18 protein-coding genes, 2 tRNA genes and 2 pseudogenes are annotated in these 22551 nt (G+C 69.8%); 10 read left to right on the top strand and 12 right to left on the bottom strand.

All coding sequences use genetic code 11. The annotated features are described in order from the left end of the window. Positions 1–68 precede the first annotated feature (68 nt). Genes ACIBMZ_RS21260 through ACIBMZ_RS21250 form a run of 3 tightly spaced genes read left to right on the top strand, consistent with a single transcriptional unit; the run spans position 69 to position 3162 of the window. Positions 69–1808 (top strand): replication initiator, encoded by a 1740-nt coding sequence (locus tag ACIBMZ_RS21260; protein WP_396696327.1) that lies wholly within the window; start codon positions 69–71, stop codon positions 1806–1808. Beyond that, positions 1808–2014 carry a helix-turn-helix domain-containing protein gene (locus tag ACIBMZ_RS21255; RefSeq protein WP_396696325.1) on the top strand — a complete coding sequence of 69 codons (207 nt, stop codon included), beginning with the start codon at positions 1808–1810 and terminating at the stop codon, positions 2012–2014. The genes ACIBMZ_RS21260 and ACIBMZ_RS21255 overlap by 1 nt, the downstream gene beginning before the upstream one ends. Next, positions 2011–3162: a tyrosine-type recombinase/integrase gene (locus ACIBMZ_RS21250; RefSeq protein WP_396696323.1), complete on the top strand. Its 1152-nt coding sequence runs from the start codon at positions 2011–2013 to the stop codon at positions 3160–3162. The genes ACIBMZ_RS21255 and ACIBMZ_RS21250 overlap by 4 nt, the downstream gene beginning before the upstream one ends. 55 nt (positions 3163–3217) lie before the next feature. Here the strand turns inward: ACIBMZ_RS21250 and ACIBMZ_RS21245 are convergent. From ACIBMZ_RS21245 to gyrB, 7 genes and pseudogenes are all read right to left on the bottom strand, one after another. Then, positions 3218–3293, bottom strand: a tRNA-Ala gene (locus tag ACIBMZ_RS21245). A gap of 40 nt (positions 3294–3333) precedes the next feature. After that, positions 3334–3462 carry a DLW-39 family protein gene (locus ACIBMZ_RS21240; protein WP_217705935.1) on the bottom strand — a complete coding sequence of 43 codons (129 nt, stop codon included), beginning with the start codon at positions 3460–3462 and terminating at the stop codon, positions 3334–3336. Positions 3463–3505: 43 nt separating this feature from the next. After that, positions 3506–3579 (bottom strand) — tRNA-Ile (locus ACIBMZ_RS21235). 198 nt (positions 3580–3777) lie between these two features. Further along, positions 3778–4338, bottom strand: a pseudogene (locus tag ACIBMZ_RS21230) (DUF3566 domain-containing protein); the annotation flags it as partial. 177 nt (positions 4339–4515) lie between these two features. Continuing rightward, positions 4516–4704: pseudogene (locus tag ACIBMZ_RS21225) on the bottom strand (DUF3566 domain-containing protein); the annotation flags it as partial. A 4-nt stretch (positions 4705–4708) separates the two neighbouring features. Beyond that, positions 4709–8488 carry an intein-containing DNA gyrase subunit A gene (gene gyrA, locus ACIBMZ_RS21220; protein WP_396696321.1) on the bottom strand — a complete coding sequence of 1260 codons (3780 nt, stop codon included), beginning with the start codon at positions 8486–8488 and terminating at the stop codon, positions 4709–4711. A 128-nt stretch (positions 8489–8616) separates the two neighbouring features. Beyond that, entirely contained in the window at positions 8617–10563 is a 1947-nt protein-coding gene (gene gyrB, locus ACIBMZ_RS21215) for a DNA topoisomerase (ATP-hydrolyzing) subunit B (RefSeq protein ID WP_396696319.1), read from the bottom strand. 539 nt (positions 10564–11102) lie between these two features. On the opposite strand from gyrB, the gene ACIBMZ_RS21210 reads away from it, so the two are divergent. Beyond that, positions 11103–11684: a hypothetical protein gene (locus ACIBMZ_RS21210; RefSeq protein WP_396696317.1), complete on the top strand. Its 582-nt coding sequence runs from the start codon at positions 11103–11105 to the stop codon at positions 11682–11684. A gap of 62 nt (positions 11685–11746) precedes the next feature. Here ACIBMZ_RS21210 and ACIBMZ_RS21205 read toward each other — a convergent pair whose 3' ends face one another. From ACIBMZ_RS21205 to dnaA, 5 genes are all read right to left on the bottom strand, one after another. Next, positions 11747–12490 (bottom strand): DciA family protein, encoded by a 744-nt coding sequence (locus ACIBMZ_RS21205; protein WP_396696315.1) that lies wholly within the window; start codon positions 12488–12490, stop codon positions 11747–11749. Next, positions 12480–13613, bottom strand: a complete 1134-nt coding sequence (gene recF, locus ACIBMZ_RS21200; RefSeq protein ID WP_396696313.1) for a DNA replication/repair protein RecF — start codon at positions 13611–13613, stop codon at positions 12480–12482. Before recF ends, ACIBMZ_RS21205 begins: the two co-directional genes overlap by 11 nt. A 15-nt stretch (positions 13614–13628) precedes the next feature. Beyond that, positions 13629–14501 carry a phosphogluconate dehydrogenase (NAD(+)-dependent, decarboxylating) gene (gene gnd, locus ACIBMZ_RS21195; RefSeq protein ID WP_396696310.1) on the bottom strand — a complete coding sequence of 291 codons (873 nt, stop codon included), beginning with the start codon at positions 14499–14501 and terminating at the stop codon, positions 13629–13631. Between the two features lie 40 nt (positions 14502–14541). After that, positions 14542–15675: a DNA polymerase III subunit beta gene (gene dnaN, locus ACIBMZ_RS21190; protein ID WP_396696308.1), complete on the bottom strand. Its 1134-nt coding sequence runs from the start codon at positions 15673–15675 to the stop codon at positions 14542–14544. A 777-nt stretch (positions 15676–16452) separates the two neighbouring features. After that, positions 16453–18291, bottom strand: coding sequence for a chromosomal replication initiator protein DnaA (gene dnaA / locus ACIBMZ_RS21185; RefSeq protein WP_396696306.1), 1839 nt, complete (start codon positions 18289–18291; stop codon positions 16453–16455). A gap of 628 nt (positions 18292–18919) precedes the next feature. Here dnaA and rpmH point away from each other — a divergent pair. The 6 genes from rpmH (at position 18920) to rsmG (ending at position 22384) form a co-directional block, all read left to right on the top strand. After that, complete coding sequence (rpmH, locus tag ACIBMZ_RS21180; protein WP_067300964.1) at positions 18920–19057, top strand: 50S ribosomal protein L34; 138 nt, start codon at positions 18920–18922, stop codon at positions 19055–19057. Between the two features lie 29 nt (positions 19058–19086). Then, positions 19087–19500, top strand: a complete 414-nt coding sequence (gene rnpA / locus ACIBMZ_RS21175; protein WP_396696304.1) for a ribonuclease P protein component — start codon at positions 19087–19089, stop codon at positions 19498–19500. A 44-nt stretch (positions 19501–19544) separates the two neighbouring features. Beyond that, positions 19545–19790, top strand: a complete 246-nt coding sequence (gene yidD / locus ACIBMZ_RS21170) for a membrane protein insertion efficiency factor YidD (RefSeq protein WP_217706055.1) — start codon at positions 19545–19547, stop codon at positions 19788–19790. After that, the gene (gene yidC, locus ACIBMZ_RS21165) at positions 19787–20779 is read left to right on the top strand and encodes a membrane protein insertase YidC (RefSeq protein WP_396696301.1); all 993 of its coding nucleotides are present in this window, start codon (positions 19787–19789) and stop codon (positions 20777–20779) included. The genes yidD and yidC overlap by 4 nt, the downstream gene beginning before the upstream one ends. A gap of 213 nt (positions 20780–20992) precedes the next feature. After that, positions 20993–21580, top strand: a complete 588-nt coding sequence (locus tag ACIBMZ_RS21160; protein WP_396696299.1) for a protein jag — start codon at positions 20993–20995, stop codon at positions 21578–21580. A 3-nt stretch (positions 21581–21583) separates the two neighbouring features. Beyond that, positions 21584–22384 carry a 16S rRNA (guanine(527)-N(7))-methyltransferase RsmG gene (gene rsmG, locus ACIBMZ_RS21155; RefSeq protein ID WP_396696297.1) on the top strand — a complete coding sequence of 267 codons (801 nt, stop codon included), beginning with the start codon at positions 21584–21586 and terminating at the stop codon, positions 22382–22384. Positions 22385–22551: the final 167 nt, after the last annotated feature.

Here is a 22551-nt window from a genome sequence, read left to right as displayed (position 1 = left end):
CTGTGGGAGACGGGCCACCCCGACCGATCCGTTCCACCTGCTCTGTTCGATCTTCCGGAGGTGACCCGTTGACCGCCCCGACCCTGCCCGGCCTCACCCCCGACACCCCACCCACCACCGACCTGCCCGACACCCCGGCGCCCGGCTCTCGCGCCGCCCGGCTGGCCATGCCCATGTCCCGCCAGGTGTTGACGGAGATGGCCGCCGAGTACGGCGTGTGCCTACGGCCGGTCAGCCTGCGCCGCACCGACCTGCACACCGGCCACACCGAAGTCATCGACCTGCCCTGCGGCAGCACCCGCGAAGACAAATGCGAACCGTGCGCCAAACGCGCTCGGCGGCTGCGGCAAACCCAGATCCGGGAAGGCTGGCACCGCACCGACGAACCCCACCCCACCGGCCCCAACCCCGCCACCGACGCCCAACGCGAACTCGTCCTGCTCCGCGCGCACCTCGAATTCGCCCGCGACGAAGCCCAACGCGCCGCCCAGTTCGACCAGATCCCCGCCATCGACCAGGCCATCGCCGAAGTGGAGGAAGCCACCGCCGCCGAAGGACTACGCGGCCACATCGCACCCCGCCACGACGAAGACGACCCCGGCGGCCGTCGCACCCGATCAACCCGCCGCCGCCAGGACGCGCCGGACCTACCGCGTAAGAAGGTCGAACCGCGCACCCTCGGCCGCGTCTACACCGCCCACGACGGCACCCAACACCGCCCGTCCATGTGGCTGTCACTCACCCTCGGCTCCTACGGCCGCGTCCTGCCCGACGGCACCCCCGCCAACCCCGACACCTACGACTACCGACGCGCCGCCTGGGACGCCGTGCACTTCGCCCGCCTCCTCGACCGGTTCTGGCAGAACCTGCGCCGCTGCGTGGGCTGGAACGTCCAATACGCCGGCTGCGTCGAACCCCAACGCCGCCTCGCCCCACACGCACACTTCGCCATCCGCGGCACCATCCCCCGTGCCGTGCTGCGACAGGTCGCCGCCGCCACCTACCACCAAGTCTGGTGGCCACCCGCCGACACACCGCAGTACACCCTCGACCGGCCACCCGTCTGGGACAACGACCAAGCCGCCTGGGTCGACCCCGACACCGGCGACGCACTGCCGTCCTGGGCCGACGCCCTGGACCTCATCGACACCGACCCCGACGCCTCACCGTCACACGTCGTCCGATTCGGCACCCAAGTCCACGCCGAAGGCGTCACCCCCGGCACCGTCCACGCCAACCGCACCATCGGCTACATCACCAAATACATCACCAAATCATCCGCCGACTGCCACAAGGCAGACACCGACCGGCAACGGAACCACCTCGACCGACTCTGGCACGAACTCCGGATCACGCCATGCAACGAACGGTGCGCCAACTGGCTGCTCTACGGCGTCCAACCCAAGAAGGCCCACGGCCGGCTGCAAGCGGGCCGCTGCAAAGGCAAGGTCCACCAGCGGGCGACCCTCGGCATCGGCGGACGCCGCATCCTCGTGTCCCGCGACTGGTCGGGAAAGACCCTCGCCGACCACCGCGCCGACGCCCGCGCCTGGGTCCGCAACATCCTCGGCGTCAGCACCAGCGCCACCGACGCACACACCGTCGAACCGGACGACCCACCCGCATACGCCTGGGAACTCGCCCGCCCCGACGACCCCGACCTACCACCCCTGCAACACCGCCTCCTACGCGCCCTATCCCAACGCGCGCAATGGAAGGCCGCGCTCCTCGCGGCACGCGATAAGGCTGCCCAGGTCTCCTCGCCGCTGACCGATTCCAGCTCCGTCGATAAGGAAGAACGTGTCTGATGACCTCTCTCAATCAACCTCGCGCGGTCGCGCCTAGGAGCGTCCGACCGGCCGAAGCCGCAGCCCTGCTCGGCGTCTGTCGCGACACCGTGTACGTCCTGATGCGCTCCGGCCGGCTTCGATCGATCAAGGCGGGTCGTGCTCGGCTCATTCCGCTGGCGGCCATTGATGAGTTCCTGTCGGCTGATGAGGAGTTCGCGGCGTGACCGGGAAGCGGCGTCGGTCCCACGGGGAAGGCTCGGTCTACGAGCAGCGGCCGGGCGTATGGGCTGCGGTGATCGATCTGGGCTGGATGGATGGCAAGCGGAAGCGGAAGTACGTCTACGCCAAGAGCGAGGCTGAGGCGGTTCGGAAGCGTGGCGAGCTGCGGTGGCAACTACAGCTTGGCGTCGACCTCACTGCGCCGCCCCGAACCGTGGAAGCCTGGTTGACCGAGTGGTTGCGCGACGTGAAGGCGCATGACGGCACTCGTCCCTCAACGCTGGTGCGTTACCGCCTGGCCGTGACGAAGCATCTCGTTCCGGGGCTGGGTCGGGTGAAGCTCGATCGGTTGACGCCTCGGGATGTGCAGCGGTTCCTGACCGGGCTTCGGAGCAAGCTGGCTCCGGCGAGCATCATCAAGGTGCACGCGGTGCTGCGCGTCGCCCTGGCCGACGCTGAGCGGATGGATCTGGTGCCGCGCAACGTCGCCAAAGCGGCCAAGCCTCCGGCCCTCGGCCGAACCGAGCGGCGCGCGCTGACGCCGGAGGAAGCCAAGGCGCTGCTGTCGGTGCTGACCGGTGACCGGTTGGAGTCGCTGTTCGTGCTGGCGCTGGTGACCGGGCTACGCCGGGCTGAGCTACTGGGCCTGCGTTGGTCGGATGTCGACCTGCCAGCCAAGGCGCTGTTCGTACGGCAAACGCTCCAGCGCACCGACCGTGGCTTGGAGTTCGTGCCACCGAAGACACACCGATCCACCCGGCCGTTGCCGCTGTCCTCCCTGGCGGTGCGGGCGTTGGAGTCGCAACAGGTACGTCAGGCCAAGGAGCGGCTTGCGGCCGGTGAGGTGTGGTCGGATCACGGCTTGGTCTTCGCGAGCACGATCGGCACGCCGATGGAACCGCGGAATATCAACCGGCGCTTCGAGCAGCTCCGCGCGGCGGCCGGACTGGACTGGTTGCATCTGCACGACCTTCGGCACGCCTTCGCGACGTTCCTGCTCGACCAGGGCGAGGAGTTGCGCACGGTGATGGAACTGCTCGGGCACTCCACGATCCGGATGACGGCCGATACCTACGGCCACGTCCTGCCAGCGCGTGCTCGCCAGGCAACCTCCGCCATCGACCGGCTTCTCGGCGAGAAGGGGACAGCATGAAGGGCTTGGCTGTACGAATGGCTGTACTCGGACCGAGATCAACCAAGGAAAGTGCTGGTGGAGCCCAGGGGACTCGAACCCCTAACCCCTGCCTTGCAAAGGCAGTGCTCTGCCAGTTGAGCTAGGGCCCCGTACGCGGGCTGGGATGCCCGCCGGTCGGAACGACGACGGTCAGCGCAGGTCCGGGGAGGTGGTGGCCTCGTGCCAGAGCGCGCGCTCGTCGTTCGCTTCCTTGATCTTCTTGGCCACCACGGCGGCCACACCGACGACGCCGGCCAGGATCAACAGCTTCTTGAACATGGGGCCTGCCCCTTACGCTCGACGCACCGTCGGACCATTGCGGTGGGGCTAGCTGGAATCGAACCAGCGACCTCAGAGTTATCAGCTCTGCGCTCTAACCGACTGAGCTATAGCCCCGCGTAGCGACGAGCAAGGTTAACCCATCCGCTCACGCCGCCCCAAATCGGGGTGGGCCCTCGGGACTGCCCGACACCGTCGTCATCGAACCTACCCGAACGCCGCTGGCCGGCCCACCGAGATACCTGGGACGGGCCGGGAACGGCGACCGGGCCGGCCGCGGGAGGCGGCCGGCCCGGAGGCGGTGTTCCTGAGGTGTCAGTCGCGCTCGGCGAGCGTCAGCTCGATGCCGCCGACCAGGTCGGCGCAGACGTTGTAGACGAACGCCCCGAGCGTGGCCAGCGCGGTGAACAGGACGACGTTGACCAGACCGATCAGCGCCGAACTGAAGATCACGCCGCGGGCGGTGATCTGGAAGCCGCTGGTGCCCTGCCCACCACCCGCGTTGACCAGGTCACCCAGGCTGTCGTTCACGCTGGCGAAGACGCCCATCGCGTCCAGCGCGAGGTAGAGCACCGAGGTCGCGACCACGATGACGATGAACAGCACCACCGACACGGCGAACGCGAACTTCATCACGGACCAGGGGTCGATCCGCTTGAGGTTCAGTCGGGCCCGGCGCGGCCCGCGTGACGCGGCCGAGCTGACCGAGGTACGCGCGGCGCGTACCGCCTCGCCCACCCGCGCGGCACCGACGGCCGACGAACCGACTCCCGGAGGCAGACCGCCGCCGTTCGTCGGGCGACCCGCACCGAGCGGACGGTTGGTGTCCGGCTTCGCCCCGAGGCCGGTGATGCGGGGCTGGGTGCCCGTGGTCCCGGTGCTCGACGTCGGCAGCACGCCCGTGGTGCCCGGCGAGGACGGACCTGGGCGAGGTCCGGTCGTCGATGTGGTCGACGGCTTGCCGGCGGCGCTGGCGGCAACTGTCGGTGTGCCCGGCGAGCCGGGGGCCTCGGTGCCCGGCCTGTCGCCGGACGCCTCGGCATCCTTCTCGTCTGTGGGCTTGTCGGGCGGCGGAGCCATACCGGGGGCCCGAGTGAACTTCGGGGCAGGCGCGTCGGCGGGAACGGTCGCCCGGCCCACGGCCGCGCGGCCGGTCGCTGGCGTGCCGGTCTTCGCGGCGTCCTCGTCGACCGGGTTGGCCGAGGTCCCCGCGTTCCCCGACTTCGCCTGTGTCTCCGTCATTCAACTAGTCCTGTTCGTCAGGCTCGTCGGCATTGCGAGCAATCGCCACGATAGTCACGCCATCCGGGAGGTCCATCAGCTTGACCCCCATTGTGTTCCGGTCGCGTGTACGGCGTACAGGCTTCACCGGAGTCCGGATAACGCCACCGTTGCTGGTGATGGCAAACAGCTCGTCGTCCGGGTCGATCACGACGGCACCGACCAGACCACCGCGCCGTTCGGTGATCTTCGCAGTCAGTACGCCCTTACCTCCCCGGCCCTGCACCGGGTATTCCTCGATCGGGGTACGTTTCGCGTATCCCCCGTTCGTGGCGACGAGCACGTCCAGCCCCTCGCGGACGACCTCCATGGCCAACAGCTCGTCCTCGTCGCTGAAGCGCATGCCGATCACGCCCGACGTGGCCCGACCCATCGGCCGCAGGGCCTCGTCGGTCGCGTTGAACCGGATCGCCTGGGCGTTCTTGGAGACCAGCAGCAGGTCCTCACCGGGGTCGACCAGCGCAGCACCCACCAACTCGTCCTCATCGCGCAGGTTGATCGCGATGATTCCGCCGGACCGGTTGGAGTCGAACTCCTCAAGCCGCGTCTTCTTCACCAGGCCGTTCTTCGTCGCCAGGACCAGGTAGGGCGCCACCTGGTAATTCGGGATCTCGATGATCTGTGCGATCTGCTCATCCGGTTGGAACGCGAGCAGATTGGCCACGTGCTGGCCCTTGGCCACCCTACTGGCCTCCGGAAGCTCGTACGCCTTGGCCCGGTACACCCGCCCCTTGTTGGTGAAGAACAGCATCCAGTCGTGCGTCGAGCAGACGAAGAAGTGGCTGACGATGTCGTCCTGCCGCAGCGTGGCACCGCTGACACCCTTGCCGCCGCGCCGCTGCGAGCGGTAGAGGTCCACCTTCGTCCGCTTGGCGTACCCGGTACGGGTGATGGTCACCACCACGTCCTCGCGGGCGATGAGGTCCTCCATCGAGACCTCGCCGTCGAACGGGATGATCTGGGTACGCCGCTCGTCGCCCCACTTCGCGACGATCTCGCCCAGCTCCTCCGAGACGATCCGCCGCTGCCGCTCCGGCTTGGCCAGGATGTCCTTGAGGTCGGCGATCTCCAGCTCCAGCTTGGCCAGGTCGTCCAGGATCCGCTGCCGCTCCAGCGCGGCGAGCCGACGGAGCTGCATGTCCAGGATCGCGGTCGCCTGGATCTCGTCGATCTCCAGCAGCCGGATCAGGCCCTGCCGGGCGTCCTCGACCGTGGGCGAACGCCGGATCAGTGCGATCACCTCGTCCAAGGCGTCCAGCGCCTTGGACAGACCACGCAGGATGTGCGCCCGCTCCTCGGCCTTGCGCAGCCGGAACGCCGTCCGCCGCCGGATCACCTCGATCTGGTGCTCGACGTAGTAGCGGATGAACTGCGCCAGGTTCAGCGTGCGCGGCACCCCGTCGACCAGCGCCAGCATGTTCGCGCCGAAGGTCTCCTGGAGCTGGGTGTGCTTGTAGAGGTTGTTCAGCACCACCTTCGCGACCGCATCGCGCTTGAGCACCAGCACGATCCGCATGCCGGTACGGCCGGACGACTCGTCGCGGATGTCCGCGATCCCGCCGAGCTTGCCCTCCTTGATCAGCTCCGCGATCCGCTCGGCCAGGTTGTCCGGGTTCACCTGGTACGGCAGCTCGCTGACCACCAGCGCCGGCCGACCGCGCTTGTCCTCCTCGACCTCCACCACCGCGCGCATCCGGATCGAACCCCGACCGGTGCGGTACGCGTCCTGGATGGCGGACTGGCCGACGATCAGACCGTGGGTGGGGAAGTCCGGACCCTTGACGATCTCCAGCAGCGCCTCAAGCGTGGTGGCCTCGTCCGCCTCCGGGTTCTCCAGGCACCACTGCACCGCCGCGCCGATCTCCCGCAGGTTGTGCGGCGGGATCTTGGTGGCCATGCCGACCGCGATGCCCTCGGAGCCGTTGATCAGCAGGTTCGGGATCCGCGACGGCAGGATGGTGGGCTCCTTGGCCCGGCCGTCGTAGTTGTCCTGCAGGTCTACGGTGTCCTCGTCGATGTCCCGCAGCATCTCCATGGCGAGCGGGTCGAGCTTGCACTCGGTGTTGTGACTGACGAACCCGTCGGAGACGAACGAGTGGTCGTCGGTGTCCACCCGGATGCTGTAGACCGGCTGCACACCCGCGTCGGTGACCCCGGCCACCTCGGCGTAGTAGAACCGACCGTCCACCAGCGGCTCGACCACGTCGAGCACCTCGGACTCGGTGATCTGGGCGGTGATCTCGGCGCGATCGCGCTCCCAACGCTCGATCCGGTCCACGTTGTGCCGGCGCAGCCAGTCCCGCTCGGTCCAGCGGCTGGCGCCGTGCTCCCGGATGAAGTCACCGACCAGCGGCACGTGGTCACTGGAGAGCGCCGTGCTGCTCGCCGGGACCGAGGCCAGCTCCGACTCCAGCTTGGCCTGCTTGCGGCCGAGGAAGCCGACCTGGGCGGCGAAGATCCGCGCGTCCCGGCGGGTGGTCACCACGACCTTGATCTCGCCGTCGTCGTACCGGCACCGGCGGCTGACGACGCCGAACTCCAGCAGCAACTGCTGCACCTCGCGGGCGAGCCGCTCGCTGCGCGTGGAGTACGAGATCTGGATGGTGTTGCGCGGCAGCATCGAGGAGGAACCGTCCCCCTCGAAGAGTGCCTGGAGGAAGGCCCGCTTGGTCGCGGCCGGCCCCTGCCAGACGAACTCCGGCACGACCTTGTCGGCGCTGCGCGCACCGATCGTCTCGCCGAGGATGCTGGCCCGGAGCGCGGTGAGATCCTGGATGTCGAGTTCGTGCAGGACGCTTCCGGACGCGGTCACCCGCTCACTGACGTGCCGGCGCCCACCGACGGCGAGGTCGTAGGCCGCCAGGACGCGGACGAAGAACTCGCGGTCGACGTTGTTGAAGCCCGCGCGGGTCTCGGAGACCCACCCCTCGCTGACGAAGGCACCCGCGAGGACGGCGGCCTCGACGTGTTCCGGCATCGGACAGCCGATCTCGTCCGGCACGCTGCGCTGGAGCAACACCCGGTCACCGGGGGAGATCTCGGCGAGCAGCTTCCAGAGCAGCGTCGGTACGCCGGCCACGTCCACCAGGCAGAGCACCGGGTGGTTGTGGGTGCCGGTCAGCTCGTACCCCTCGTGGGTGCGCAGCCGCAGCGTCGGGTGCTCGCCGGAGTGGAAGAACGCCGAGGCGCGGACCAGGTCGCCGTTGCGGTCGCGGACCTTGAGGTCGATGTCGGTCTCGCTGCTCGACGCCGCGCCCGGCACCACGTCGCCGATCCGCACGCTGCCATCAGCGGTGCGAATACGGACATCTGCGGTCAGACAGTAACGCATCGCCGCAGCAGGGTCGTTTCCGGGCGAACCGAAGTTGCCGTTGCCGTCCACCAGCGGGTAGCGCAGCGACCAGGGCTGGGCCATCCGGACCAGGGCGTCGTAGATGGCCGAGTCCCCGTGCGGGTGGAACTGGCCCATCACGTCGCCGACGACGCGCGAACACTTGACGTAACCGCGGTCCGGTCGGTAGCCCGAGTCGAACATGGCGTAGAGGATCTTGCGGTGGACCGGCTTGAGCCCGTCCCGGACGTCCGGCAGCGCCCGCCCGACGATGACGCTCATCGCGTAGTCGAGGTAGGAGCGCTGCATCTCCACCTCGAGCCCGACCGGCTCGATGCGGTCGTGGGCGACCACGGCAGCCGGCGCCTCGGGGACCTCGGGCTCGTTCGGTGTGGACTCGGGGGAATCGGTCACTGTTAACCCTTATCAGACTGAGAGTCGTTTTTGTGCCTGTGGATAACTGCTGTGGATAGCGGCCAAGTTGTGGATAACTCTGTGGATCGGCCTGCCGGACCGGAACTCCGGTCCGGCAGGCGCGTCCGTCAGATGTCCAGGAAGCGGACGTCCTTGGCGTTGCGCTGGATGAACGAGCGGCGGGCCTCGACGTCCTCGCCCATCAGCACGCTGAACAGCTCGTCGGCGGTGGCGGCGTCGTCCAGGGTGACCTGACGCAGCGTCCGGGTCGCCGGGTTCATCGTGGTCTCCCACAGCTCCGGGTAGTTCATCTCGCCGAGGCCCTTGAACCGCTGGATGTCGTCCGGCTTGGCGTTCGGCTTCTTCTGCTGACGCAGCGCGATCAGCCCGTCGCGCTCCCGGTCGGAGTACGCGTACTGCGCGTCGTCGCCCTTCTTGTTCCACTTGATCTTGTAGAGCGGCGGGGCGGCGAGGTAGACGTGACCGAGCTCGACCAGTGGCCGCATGAAGCGGAACAGGAGGGTGAGCAGCAGCGTCTGGATGTGCTGACCGTCGACGTCGGCGTCGGCCATCAGCACCACCTTGTGGTAGCGCAGCTTCTCCATGTCGAAGTCGTCGTGGATGCCGGTGCCCAGCGCGGTGATCAGCGCCTGCACCTCGTTGTTCTTGAGCACCCGGTCGATCCGGGCCTTCTCCACGTTGAGAATCTTGCCGCGGATCGGCAGGATCGCCTGGGTACGCGGGTCCCGGCCCTGCTTGGCCGAGCCGCCCGCCGAGTCGCCCTCGACGATGAACACCTCGGACTCGCGCGGGTCGGTGGACTGGCAGTCGGCCAGCTTGCCCGGCATCGAGCCGGACTCCAGCAGCGACTTGCGTCGGGCCAGCTTGCGCGCCTGCTGGGCGGCGATCCGGGCGCGGGCGGCCTGGGACGCCTTGGTGATGATGATCTTCGCTTCGGCCGGGTTGCGGTCCAGCCAGTCGACCAGCCGGTCGTTGCAGACCCGCTGGACGAAGCTCTTCACCGGGGTGTTGCCGAGCTTGGTCTTGGTCTGACCCTCGAACTGCGGGTTGGTCAGCTTGACCGAGATGATCGCCGCGAGGCCCTCGCGGATGTCCTCGCCGGAGAGCTTCTCGTCGCCCTTGAGCAGCTTCTTGTCCGCACCGTAGCGGTTGACCACGCTGGTCAGCGCGGCCCGGAAGCCCTCCTCGTGGGTGCCGCCCTCGTGGGTGTTGATGTTGTTGGCGAAGGTGTAGACCGATTCGCCGTACGACTCGTTCCACTGCATGGCGATCTCAAGAGACATGCCCTCTTCCTCGGCACCGAACTCGATCACCGTCTTGTGCATCGGGCTCTTCGAGGCGTTGAGGTGCCGGACGAAGTCGGCGATGCCGCCCTCGTACTGGAAGGTCACCTCGCGGAGCTTGCCCTCCTCGCCCTCGGCGACCCGCTCGTCGAGCAGGTGGATCTTGAGGCCACGGGTCAGGAACGCCATCTCCTGGAGGCGGCGGTAGATGGTCTGGAAGTCGAAGTCGACCGTCTCGAAGACGTCGGGGTCGGGCCAGAAGGAGACCGCCGAGCCGGTGGTGTCGGTCGGCTCGCCCTTCTCCAGGGTGGTGGGCTTGGAGTGGTGGTACTGCTGACGCCAGACGAAACCGTCCTTGTGGATCTCCACCGCCATCTTGGTGGAGAGGGCGTTGACGACCGAGACGCCGACGCCGTGCAGGCCGCCGGAGACGGCGTACGCCTTGCCGTCGAACTTGCCGCCGGCGTGCAGCACGGTCAGCGCCACCTCGACGCCCGGCTTCTTCAGTTTGGGGTGCAGGTCGACCGGGAAGCCACGCCCGTTGTCGGTGACCCGTACGCCTCCGTCGGCGAGCAGCACCACGTCGATCGTGTCGCAGTGACCGGCCAGCGCCTCGTCCACCGCGTTGTCGACGACCTCCCACACGAGGTGGTGCAGGCCCCGTTCGCCGGTGGACCCGATGTACATACCGGGCCGCTTACGGACCGCCTCCAGACCTTCGAGGACGGTGATCGACTCGGCGCCGTACTGCTGATTGTCCTGCGCTGCCACCCTCGGCCACTTTCTCGCGCCGTCCGCGCCGTCAGGCACGCCCGGCGCGGGTTCGGCGGACAGACGCGACGTCGGCACGCAGACCGGCACCGGGGACAAATCCGGGGTACGGGTCGAACGCGCCGGTCGCCGCGGTTGCCCGCGGATCGCGATCGGCTCGACCCGAGTCGGACAATGATCGCGGGCCCGTGTCGGGCCCGTGACCCGTCGCTCCGCACCGGGTCTTCGTCTCACCCCAATCTTACTGTGCGCGGGCGACAGAACCACCACTCGGCACCCCTTCGCGGCGGCTCAGATCTACGGAGCGGGCCGAACCGCGCTGTCTGCGACTCCCCCTACACGCAAGGGCATGATCGCCGGATCCGTCGCGTGACGGCGACACGGCCCTGACGGCGGCCCCGACGGCGCTACTGGCCGGTATCGCCCACCATGGTCGTTGCCGTCCGTTCGCGTTGGCGGGCCGGCCTTGATCTTTCAGGGCCGGAACCGGACGATCGACCCGATTGACCCACCCGTGCCCGTTGAGAGGTGACACCAAGATGGGGCTGGACAACGTCGCGGTCCAGTGGCCGCGGACCGGCCAGTTCTACGATCCGGTCGCGCCGGCCGACTTCGTCGACTTCGGCGAGATCGTCGACGTACCGGGGATATCGGCGCCGACCGCCGCGCTCGCCGAGCTGATCGCGAAGACAGGTACGGTCCGGGCCACCGCGTACACAGAGGTGGTCGACCTGATCCTCGGACTCGACGGTGTGCTCTACGCCACAGACGCGGCGGCGGAGGACGAGGACCCGGTCATCGACCCGGACGGCTGCGCCTGGATCGCGGGCGGCATCGAGCGCTTCGTGATCGCGCACCGTCCGCACGGCGAGGCGGTCACGTTCGAGTCGGTCGGCACCGTGCTGCGGTCGCTGCTGGCCGACGGCCGCCTGGCCGAGCAGCAGTTGCGCTGGCTGGACAGTCGGCTGGACGCGCTGCGGGACGAGAGCGGCGCGCCGCCGCAGTGGACGTACACCTGTGCCGAGTTGAGCGTCGTGGCGGCGTTCTACCGGCGCTGTGCCGAGCGGGGCTTCGCGGTCTACGCCGAGTCGGCCGCGCCGCGCCGCGCCGCGCACACCTGACCGTCGGCGTACGCCGCACCCGCCAGGTGCGGCGTACGCCACGCGGGGAACGGGTCGGGTCCTCAGCCGTACGTGTCGCGGGGGCCCCGGCCGCGTACCCGGCGTGGGCCGCGTGACCAGGACGGCGCGGCCGGGCCGTGGATGTGCAGCTTGCGCACCACGTTGTGGCCGATCTCGCGGGCGATCTGTTGCAGCAGCGATCCGGCGAGCAGGCGGAGCTGGGTGGCCCAGGCGGTGGACCTGGCCTCCACGGTCAACTCGCCGTTCTCCAGCTTCACCGGACGGCTGTGCTGGGCCACCTCCGGCCCGACCACCCGCTCCCACGCGCCGAAGACGGTCGCCTCGGCGGCCGGCTGCTGCCATCCGCGCGCCTTCACCAGCCGCGCCAGCACGGTGCCGAGCAGTTGTGGATCGCGCGGATCGGGCCCGGGCCCGGAGTAGCCGCGCAGCCGTCGCTCGCCCGTACCCGCTCCGGTGACACCGCGTCGGCGCGGCTTGGCGGCCTCCCGGCGGGCCTTGGCGGCGTCCAGCACCGCCCGTGCGAGCTGCGGCCCGGAGGTGCCGTCCGCCGGGGTGCCCGCGTCCGCGCCCGTGGCCGCCGGGCCGCCTTCGGCGGAGGCTCCTGCGGACCGGCCGGGACCGGCCGGGGGCGACGCACCGGCTTCGTCGTTGCCGGTCGGGGTGGTCCGGCCCGCGCCGCGCGAACCCCGGGTCGCCCGGCGGGGCGCTGCGACGCCGTCGTCGTCGGCCCCGCGGGCACGGGTGGGAGCCGCGTCGGGGTGCGGCCGGTCCGGCTCATCCGACACGACGCACCGTCCCCTCGGCCACCTCGAAGCGGGCACCGCGCAGGGCCGGCGGTACGTCGTCGGCGACCGCACAGGTCACCAACAGTTGGCTGGCGCCGTCGACCAGGTCGGCCAGCCGCTCCCGCCGTCCGGAGTCCAACTCGGCGAAGACGTCGTCGAGCACCAGGACCGGTTCGATGCCGTCGCCGCGCAGCAGGTCGTAGCCGGCGAGCCGGAGCGCGAGCGCGAACGACCACGACTCGCCGTGGCTGGCGTACCCCTTGACGGGCAGCGGGCCGAGGGTGAGGGCGAGTTCGTCCCGGTGCGGGCCGACCAGGGTGGTGCCCCGCTCGATCTCGGCGGACCGGGACTCCGCGAGCGCGGCGGCCAGGATCGCGGCCAGCGTCTCCCGGTCGGTGGTCGGCTCGGCGAGCTCCACCGACGGCCGGTACGCGATGCCCGCCGCGCCGCGTCCGGCCGCCACCGCGTCGTACGCCTTGGCGACGTGCGGTGCCAACGCGGCGACCAGTTCGAGTCGACCGGCGAGCAGTTCGGCGCCGTGCCGGGTCAGGTGCGTGTCCCAGACGGCCAGGGTGGAGAGGTCGCCGCCCCGGGAGCCACCGGTCTTGCGCGCCAGGTACGCGGTCCGCAGCAGGGCGTTGCGCTGTTTGACGACCCGCTCGTAGTCGGCGCGGACCCCCGCGTACCGGGGCTGGCGCGACACCAGCAGGTCGTCGAGGTAGCGGCGGCGTTCCGCCGGGTCGCCCCGGACGAGTTCGAGGTCCTCCGGGGCGAACAGCACCAGCCGCAGCGCACCGAGCACATCACGGGCGCGGCGGGCCGGTGAACGGCCGAGCCGGGCCCGGTTGGCCTTGCCCGGCACGATCTCCAACTCGACCAGCAGTTCCCGGCCCTCGTGCACCACCGCGCAGCGGATCACCGCGGCGGTGGCTCCGGCGCGGACCAGTGGCGCGTCGGTGGCGACCCGGTGCGAGGCGAGCGTCGCCACGTACCCGAGCGCCTCGACCAGGTTGGTCTTACCGACGCCGTTGGCGCCGATCAGCACGTTCGGCCCCGGTTCGAGGTCGACGCCGACCCGCTCGTAGGAGCGGAAGTCGACCAGTTCGATCCGGCGGACGTACACGGGGCCGGGCGCCGGTCAGCGCTTACGGACGGCGTGCCCGCCGAACTGCTGGCGCAGTGCGGAGACGGCCTTCAGCGCCGGTGACTCGTCCTGCCGGGACGCGAACCGGGCGTAGAGCGACGCGGTGATCACGTTGAGCGGTACGGCGAGCCGGACCGCCTCGTCGACCGTCCAGCGGCCCTCGCCGGTGTCCTCGGTGTAGTCGCTGAGCTGGTTCAGCTCCGGGTCCTCGTCCAACGCCCGGTCGAGCAGGTCCAGCAGCCAGGAGCGGACCACGGTGCCCTCGCGCCAGGACTTGATCACGCCCGGCACGTCGGTGACCAGCTCCGAGGCGGCCATCAGCTCGTAGCCCTCGGCGTAGGCGTGCATGAGGCCGTACTCGATGCCGTTGTGCACCATCTTGGCGTAGTGGCCGGCGCCGACCGGGCCGGCGTGCACGAAGCCGAACTCACCCTCGGGCTTGAGCGACTCGAAGATCGGCTTGAGCCGCTCGACGTGCTCGTCGGCACCGCCGACCATCAGGCCGTAGCCGTTCTGTCGGCCCCACACGCCGCCGGAGACCCCGACGTCGACATAGCCGATGCCGCGCTCGTTGAGCCGCTCGGCGCGCAGCGCGTCGTCGCTGAACCGCGAGTTCCCGCCGTCGATGATGAGGTCGCCCTCGCCGAGCACCCCGGCCAGGTCGTCGATCGTGGCATCGGTGACGGCGGCGGGCACCATCACCCAGACCGCCCGGGGTGCGTCCAGCTTCTCCGCCAGCTCGGCCAGGCTGCTGACGTCACTCAGCTCCAAGTTGTGGTCGAGACCGACCACCTCGTGACCGGCAACACGCAACCGCTCGCGCATGTTGCCGCCCATCCGGCCGAGTCCTACCAGGCCGAGCTGCATCGGTTCTTACCTTTCGTGGGTTTCGGGTGTGCTCTGTCGATCAGCGGGACACGCGGATCGGCATGATGAGGTACCGGTACCCAGGGATGAGCTCGCCATCCTCACCAGCAGGGGAAATCACCGCCGGCTTGAAGGCGTCGACGAACTGCAACACGGCGAACTGGGACCCGAGGTTGGCCAGCCCGTCGATCAGGTACTGCGGGTTGAAGCCGATGGTGAGCGGCTCGCCGGTGAAGGTGGCCTCCATGGCCTCGCTGGCCCGGGCCTCCTCGGTGCCGCCGGCCTCGACGACCAGGCCGTCGGCGCTGAAGCTGAGCAGCACCGGGGTGGTCCGCTCGGCGACCAGCGCGACGCGCTTGACGACCTCGATGAGCGTGCTGACGGCCACCCGGGCGTCGGCGTTGTGGTTGGCCGGGAAGAGGGACCGCACCGGCGGGTAGTTCGCGCCGTCCAGCAGGCGGCTGGTGGTCCGGCGGGTGCCACCGGAGAAACCGATCATGCCCTCACCGGCCGCGCCCTGGGACAGGGCGAGGACGACGTGACCGCCGAGCGGCCCGAGGGTCTTGGCGGTGTCGTTGAGGGTCCGCGCCGGCACCAGCGCGTTGATGCTGATGTCCGCGTCGTCCGGGTGCCACTCCATCTCGCGCAGCGCCAGCCGGTATCGGTCGGTGGCGAGCATGGCGAGCGTGCCGCCGGAGAGTTCGAGGCGTACGCCGGTCATCATCGGCAGCGTCTCGTCCCGGCTGGCGGCGACCGCCACCTGGGCGACCGCGGCGGCGAAGGCGGCGGCGTCGACGGTGCCGGCGCTCTCCGGCATCTCCGGCAGCGTCGGGTAGTCCTCCACCGGCATGGTGGGCAGGGTGAACCGGGCGCTACCGCAGACCAGTTCGAGGTGGGCGCCGACCGCGGCGATGTCCACCGGCTTGGCCGGCAGTGCCTTGGTGATCTCAGCGAGCAGGCGACCGGAGACCAACGCGGCGCCGTCGGCGTCGCCCTGCACCTCCACGGTCACCTGGCTGGAGACCTCGTAGTCGAAGCCGGACACCTGCAGGCTGCCCTCGGTCACCCGGAGCAGCACGCCGGCCAGCACCGGTACGGACGGCCGGTTGGGCAGGCTCTTCGCGGTCCAGGCCACGGCCTCAGCGAGCGCGTCGCGCTCCACTCGGAACTTCATCAATGCCTCCGCGTCGACGTCGACGTCGTCAACTCTCTCATGCCGGCCGCTGCCCACCGACCCACCTGGCGTGCGGGTACCCATCGCACCTTAGGGCGCGAGGGTATCGGCTGTGCGCCCGACCCCTGGCGATCGAGTCGATGCTGACGGATGCCTCCGACAGCATCGGCCCGATCCACAGGAAGTCCAACGGTGATGATTGGTTTTCGTTCTTTTAGAAGAGATAACCCATCGTCTTCATCGCACCTGTGCAAACTGTGGAGAACTCGCGTCGTCGCAGCTCAGAGCGGTTATCCACGTGTGGTTTCGCTGTGGAGAACCCGGGGTAAAACCTGCCTGGTGGTCCACAGGCCCTCGTCGTGCACCGCGTTGTCCACCGTCGTCCACCGGTTGTCCACCGGTAATCCACCGACTTTCTCCCCAGTCCTGTGGACAGCCGAGACCGTCTCGGACCCCGTCATCCCCAGAACCTTCAACAGGGCGTCCACAGGTGGTTCGTCGTCGGTGGACAGAGCGACGAGTTTTCCCCAGTCGCCCACAGGCGTCCACAGCGTTGTCCCCAGGGTTTCTCCACAGCCTGTGGGTAACCGGGTGCCGACGGTACGTGGTTATCCACCGCCGGTGGACAACGAGCTGTGGACAACGAGTGCGGGCCGAAGCGGACACGCCTGCGACGGTGTGGTCTACACCTCGTCGAGAGTCCAGGGTCGAGACCGAAAAGAGACCCGGCCGAGGCTCCGGCCGGGTCGTGGGTATCGCTGTGAGGTGGCGTACGCCTCAGGTGTTCTGCTTGATCCGGTTGGTCAGCTCGGCGATCTGGTTGTAGAGCGAACGCCGCTCGGCCATCTGCTGGCGGATCTTGCGGTCGGCGTGCATGACGGTGGTGTGGTCCCGTCCGCCGAACGCCTGTCCGATGCGGGGCAGTGACAGGTCGGTCAGCTCCCGGCACAGGTACATGGCCACCTGACGGGCGTTGACCAGTACCCGGGAGCGGGAATGCCCGCGCAGGTCCTCCAGGCTGACGCCGAAATAGTCGGCGGTGGCCACCATGATCTGGTCGGCGGTGATCTCCGGACCGGCGCCGTCCGGGATGAAGTCCCGCAGCACCTCCTCGGCCAGCGACAGCTCCACGCTCGACCGGGTCAGGCTGGCGAAGGCGGTGACCCGGATCAGAGCGCCCTCCAACTCCCGGATCGAGTTCGACACCCGGGAGGCGATGAACTCCAGCACGTCCGGTGGGGCGTACAGCCGCTCCTGGGCCGCCTTCTTCTGCAGGATCGCGATCCGGGTCTCCAGGTCCGGCGGCTGGATGTCGGCCAGCAGGCCCCACTCGAACCGGGTCCGCAGCCGGTCCTCCAGCGTCGCCAACTGCTTCGGCGAACGGTCGGAGGTGATCACGATCTGCTTGTTCGCGTTGTGCAGCGTGTTGAAGGTGTGGAAGAACTCCTCCTGGGTGCGCTCGCGGTTCTCCAGGAACTGGATGTCGTCGATCAGGAGGATGTCGACGTCGCGGTAGCGCCGCTGGAACGCGCTGGTCTTGTCGTCCCGCAGCGAGTTGATGAAGTCGTTGGTGAACTCCTCGGTCGAGACGTACCGGACCGAGCGGGCGTTGCCCAACGTGGTGGCGTAGTGCCCGATGGCGTGCAGCAGGTGGGTCTTGCCCAACCCCGAACTGCCGTAGATGAACAGCGGGTTGTACGCCTTCGCGGGCGACTCGGCCACCGCCACACTCGCCGCGTGCGCGAACCGGTTCGAGGAACCGATGACGAACGTCTCGAACATGTACTTCGGGTTGAGCCGGTTGCCGCCACTGTCCGCGCCGGTCGGCAGACGGCGGTCGTCACGTCCGACCGGGCGGTGGTCGGCGCTGCCCCGACCGGGCCCGCTGTCGGTGCCGCCGTCGTTCGGCATCGCCCGGATCACGTGCTGGTCGCGGGGCGAGACACCGTGGTCCTCGCCGTACCGTCCGGGGAAGCCGCGCGGGCCGTTCGGCGGCGGGTCCAGGCGGCCGGTCTGCTCGGTGAAGCCGAGTCGGTCGGCGGGCCGCCGGGGCACCTCGGTCGGCCGGTCGTGCGGTCGGGACGGCTCACCGAAGGCGTGGCCGAAGAGGGTCTCCTGGCCGTCGACCAACGGGGGACCGGTCCGTCCACCGCCGTCGGCCGGTGACACCTCCGCCACGGGCCGGTCGAACCGGCCCGGCTGCGGCTGTTCCGGGATCAGCGGGAGTTGTTGGCGACCGGGGTCACCGGCTCCGCCGCCGTCCGACCCGCGAGCGTCGAAGTCGACCGGGCCGTCCTGCCCACCGACGCCGGGCTCCGGGGAACTGCGGTAGACGGTGCCGGTGGGGTGCCCGTCCTCGGGTACCCGGACGGTGACCGCGACCTGGATCGGCCGACCCAGTCGGCGGGTGAGCGCCTCGGTGATGGCCGGACGCAGTCGGGACTCGATCACGTCCCGGGTGAACGCGTCCGGCACCGAGAGCAGCGCGGTGTCCTCGACGATGGCCCGCAGCCGGGTCAACCGCAGGTACGCCCGCTGCTGCGCGGAGATGATCTCGTCGGCGAGCTCGTCCGTCGTCGCCGTCCACACCGCGGCAAGGTCGGTCGTACCGGCCACCGTCGTGCCACCCCCTCGCCTCTGCTCCCCCGGACGCCGCCGTCCCCCGGCTGTCCGGATGCCTGGTACCGAGCGGTGTGACGTCGCACCCACCCGGACGCCGCACCGGTCGTCCTCCACAAGTTATCCACAGCCTGTGTACCGACCGATTGTGGCCGCCCGCCGGGCGCGGGTCGGACCTGCCCCCTGCCGTGGCCGGGCGCTGAAGCGGGTTCACCGTGCCGAACGATTCACTACCGTGTCCGGTCTTGCCTGGCGGCGACATCCCGGAACTGGAGACGCTGACCGCAATCGGGCACGGTAACAGCGATGTCGCCGCATCATCAACCGTCGACGCGCCTGGCACGTTGTCGGCATCAGCGAAATCGCCCGCTTTCGGGCGCTTGTCGTCGCAGGTGACGGCCCGAGTGCGCCGGTTTGACGGTGATTGCACCCCGACCTAGGGTGGAGGGGCTGCTCTCACGCCCTCTGCTAGGGTGATGGGTGCTTGCTGCCCACGGTCGCGCCCCGTCACACCGGGGTGACAAGCCACTCGGGCAGCGCCGATCGGGGCCACCGCAGCGGCGGCCTGGACCACCACGACCCGGACGATCCATGTGTCCGGGCGTCCGACAACGGAGAGCCTGACGTGAGCAAGCGCACCTACCAGCCGAACAACCGCCGGCGCGCGAAGACCCACGGCTTCCGGCTGCGCATGCGCACCCGGGCCGGCCGCGCCATCCTTTCGACCCGTCGCGCCAAGGGCCGCACCCGCCTGTCGGCCTGAGGCCGACAGTCCGCTCCGGGACGGCAGTCGTGCTGGCGGCCGCGCAACGACTGCGGCGCAGCATCGACTTCGCCGCAGCGGTTCGCGGTGGCCGACGAGCCGGGCGGGGCACGCTCGTCGTGCACCTGACCCTGCCGGTCACACCCGGGGCCGCAGACGTAGCGCCGGAGCCGGCGCGGGGCGGTGCGGAGCAAGACTCCGCACCCGTATCCCGCGCCGGCTTCGTGGTTTCCAAGGCCGTCGGTCCCGCGGTGGTCCGTAACCGAGTCCGTCGCCGGTTGCGGCATCTGACCCGGGAACGGCTCGCCACCCTGCCGGCCGGGAGCACCCTCGTCGTACGCGCGTTGCCGGCCGCCGCCGACGTGACGTACCAACGGCTCGGCGCGGACCTGGACGCGGCGCTCGCCGCCGCCCGGGCCGGCCGGGGACGGCGGCCACGGTGACCTCGAAGCCCACGTCGCCGCGCCCGGCTACCACCGGTGCCCGAGTGCTGACCCTGCCCGTCATCGCGTACCGTCGGTGGATAAGTCCGGCGTTGCCGGCCCGCTGTCGGTTCTACCCGTCGTGCAGTGCGTACGCCCTGGAGGCGATTGCCCGGCACGGCGCGCTGCGGGGAGCCGGTCTGACGGTCCGGCGACTGTCGCGCTGCCACCCATTCCATCCTGGTGGATACGACCCGGTACCGGAGCCGGGCAGCCGCCGACCTGCCGACGTGACTGGAGCCGAGAATTGAGTCTCGACTGGATCTACTACGCGATCTCGTGGATCCTGCTGGCCTGGCATTCGGCCTGGGAGGCCATCGGGATTCCCGACGCCACGGTCCTCGGCACGAACTGGGCCTGGATTCTCGCCATCGTCTTCCTGGTGGTCACCGTCCGGGTGATCCTGTTCCCGGTCTTCGTCAAGCAGATCAAGTCGCAGCGGGCCATGCAGGCGCTCCAGCCGCAGGTGAAGGCGCTGCAGGAGAAGCACAAGGGTGACCGGGAGACGCTCCAGAAAGAGATGATGGAGCTCTATCGGAAGGAAAAGGCCAACCCGTTGATGGGCTGCCTTCCGATGTTCCTCCAGATCCCGGTCTTCCTCGGCCTGTTCCACGTCCTGCGCCGCCTCAACCCGGACCCGGCGAAGAACAACAAGGACATCTACGGCTGGACGGTCGACCAGTTCAACAGCGCCTCGGACGCGACGCTCTTCACCGCGCCGATCGCCAGCAAGTTCGGCTCCACCGCCGCCGAGCTGGCGCAGCTCGGCGCCAACGGCACCGTCGTGAAGATCATGGCCGGTGTCCTGGTGCTGGTGATGATGGGCACCACCTACCTCACCAGCCGCCAGATGATCCTCAAGACCGGCTGGGCCGAGGACCCGCAGCAGCGGATGATCCAGCGCCTGATGCTCTACGGCATCCCGCTGTCGCTGCTCATCTCCGGCGCCATCTTCCCGATCGGTGTGATCATCTACTGGGTCACCAACAACCTCTTCACCCTCGGTCAGCAGCAGTGGGTGCTGCGGAAGTTCCCGCCGCCGGTGACCGCCACTAGCAAGCCGGCCACCAGCGCCGCCGCGCGCAACGGCGCGCAGCCGGCCAAGAACCGTGGCCTGTTCGGTCGCAGCAAGCCGGCCGAGGCGCCGCCCGCACCGGCCGCGCCGAAGGTCGCCGGCCCGAAGCCGGGCGCCAAGCCGGCCAACCCGAAGAAGGGTCGCCCCGCCAAACGGCAGGGCTGAATCGTCCGGGCCGCCGTCGGGAGACCGACGGCGGCCCGTCGCGCGACGTGCTGCCGCCGAGAGGCCGGCGCCGGAGTGCGGAAGCGCCGCGTGCGACGTGGCGAACGGGCGACACCGCCCCTACAGACGTGCCCGTGGGCACCGGCGACGTCCCGCCGGCCGCGGGGAACCAGCGGACCCGAGGTCCGGCCGAGTGAGTACGGAGATGACACCGTGACCGACACCAGCATCCCCCGCGCCGACCAGCCCCTGGACGACGAGGAGCCGACGGCGGCGGCTCCGGTCGACGGCGAGCCGGAGGAGACCGAGGCCGAGAAGGCGCCGAGCAAGACCGCCGGTGAGGGCGACCTCTTCCGACAGAGCGAGATCGCAGCCGACTACGTCGAGGGGCTGCTCGACATCCTCGACTACGACGGCGACATCGACGAGCTGGTGTCGGGCGGTCGTCCGGTGGTGGAGGTCGTCGGCGGTCGGCTGCAGAACCTGGTCGGCCAGCGCGGCGCCACCCTGGAGGCGCTCCAGGAACTGGCCCGGCTCGCCGTCTTCCGGCAGACCGGATCGCCGAGCCGACTGCTGCTCGACGTCGGCGGTTACCGGGCCAACCGGCGCAAGGAGCTCGCCGCGGTGGCCCGTAACGCGGTCGAGAAGGTCAAGGAGCACGGCGAGGCGGTACGCCTGGAGCCGATGTCGGCCTTCGAGCGCAAGTGCGTCCACGACGTGGTGAACGCGATCGACGGTGTGGAGAGCGAGTCCGAGGGCGTCGAGCCCAGCCGTCGCATCGTCGTCCGGCCCGCGGGCTGACGGGTGACCGCAGACGACGCCAGGGGTGTTGCCCCGTCCGGCCCGGGTGGTACGCCGCCCGGGCCGGACCCGTCCACGGCGACGGCCGCAGCCGACGGTCCCGCCCCCTCGATGGCGGTGCTGCCGCCCGAACTGGCCGAGGCGGCCCGGCACCTGTTCGGTGACCGGCTCGACCTCGCCGCCGCCTACGCCGAACTGCTGGCCACCGACGGCGTGGTACGCGGTCTGATCGGACCTCGCGAGACGCCCAGGATCTGGGACCGTCATCTGCTGAACTGCGCTGTGGTCGGCGAGCTGATCCCGCAGGGCGCGACGGTGGTCGACGTCGGATCCGGGGCCGGGTTGCCCGGTCTGGTGCTCGCCATCGCCCGTCCCGACCTCACGGTGACGCTCGTCGAGCCGCTGGCCCGACGGACCGTCTTCCTCGACGAGGCGGTGGAGTCGCTGGGTCTGACCGCCTCGGTGCGCGTGTTCCGGGGTCGGGCCGAGGAGGCAGTCGCCGAACCGGAGCTGCCGCCCAGTGATGTGGTCACCGCCCGCGCGGTCGCACCACTGGACCGGCTCGCCGGCTGGTGCCTGCCGTTGGCCGCGCCCGGCGGACGTCTGATCGCGCTCAAGGGCGCCTCGGCCGCCGACGAGATCGCCGAGCACGCCGAGGCGGTACACCGGCTCGGCGGCGGGCAGCCGGTGCTGCGCCGCTGCGGCGAGGACGTCATCGCACCACCGACCACTGTGGTCGAAGTCGTGCGCGAACGGGTGATCGTTCCCCAGCGCGCCTCGAAGAAGTCCCGACGTCGTCGCTGACCGCTCGTAAGGAAGGGTCCCTTGCTAACGCCTCGTGCATAGGAAGGGACCCTTCTTCACACGTTGCGGGCGACGACGCGCGTGACACGCCCGGCTTGCCGGTGCCGTTCGGCACCGTCTGGAGGCGTCGATGATCCGCACCGGCGCGGCTGTGGCCGGCGGGTTGC

Source organism: Micromonospora sp. NPDC049900 (assembly GCF_044461025.1).
In the GTDB taxonomy this organism is placed as follows: Bacteria; Actinomycetota; Actinomycetes; order Mycobacteriales; family Micromonosporaceae; genus Micromonospora.
Note: the sequence above shows the minus strand (reverse complement) of the source record. Positions and strands in the feature narration are given on the sequence as shown.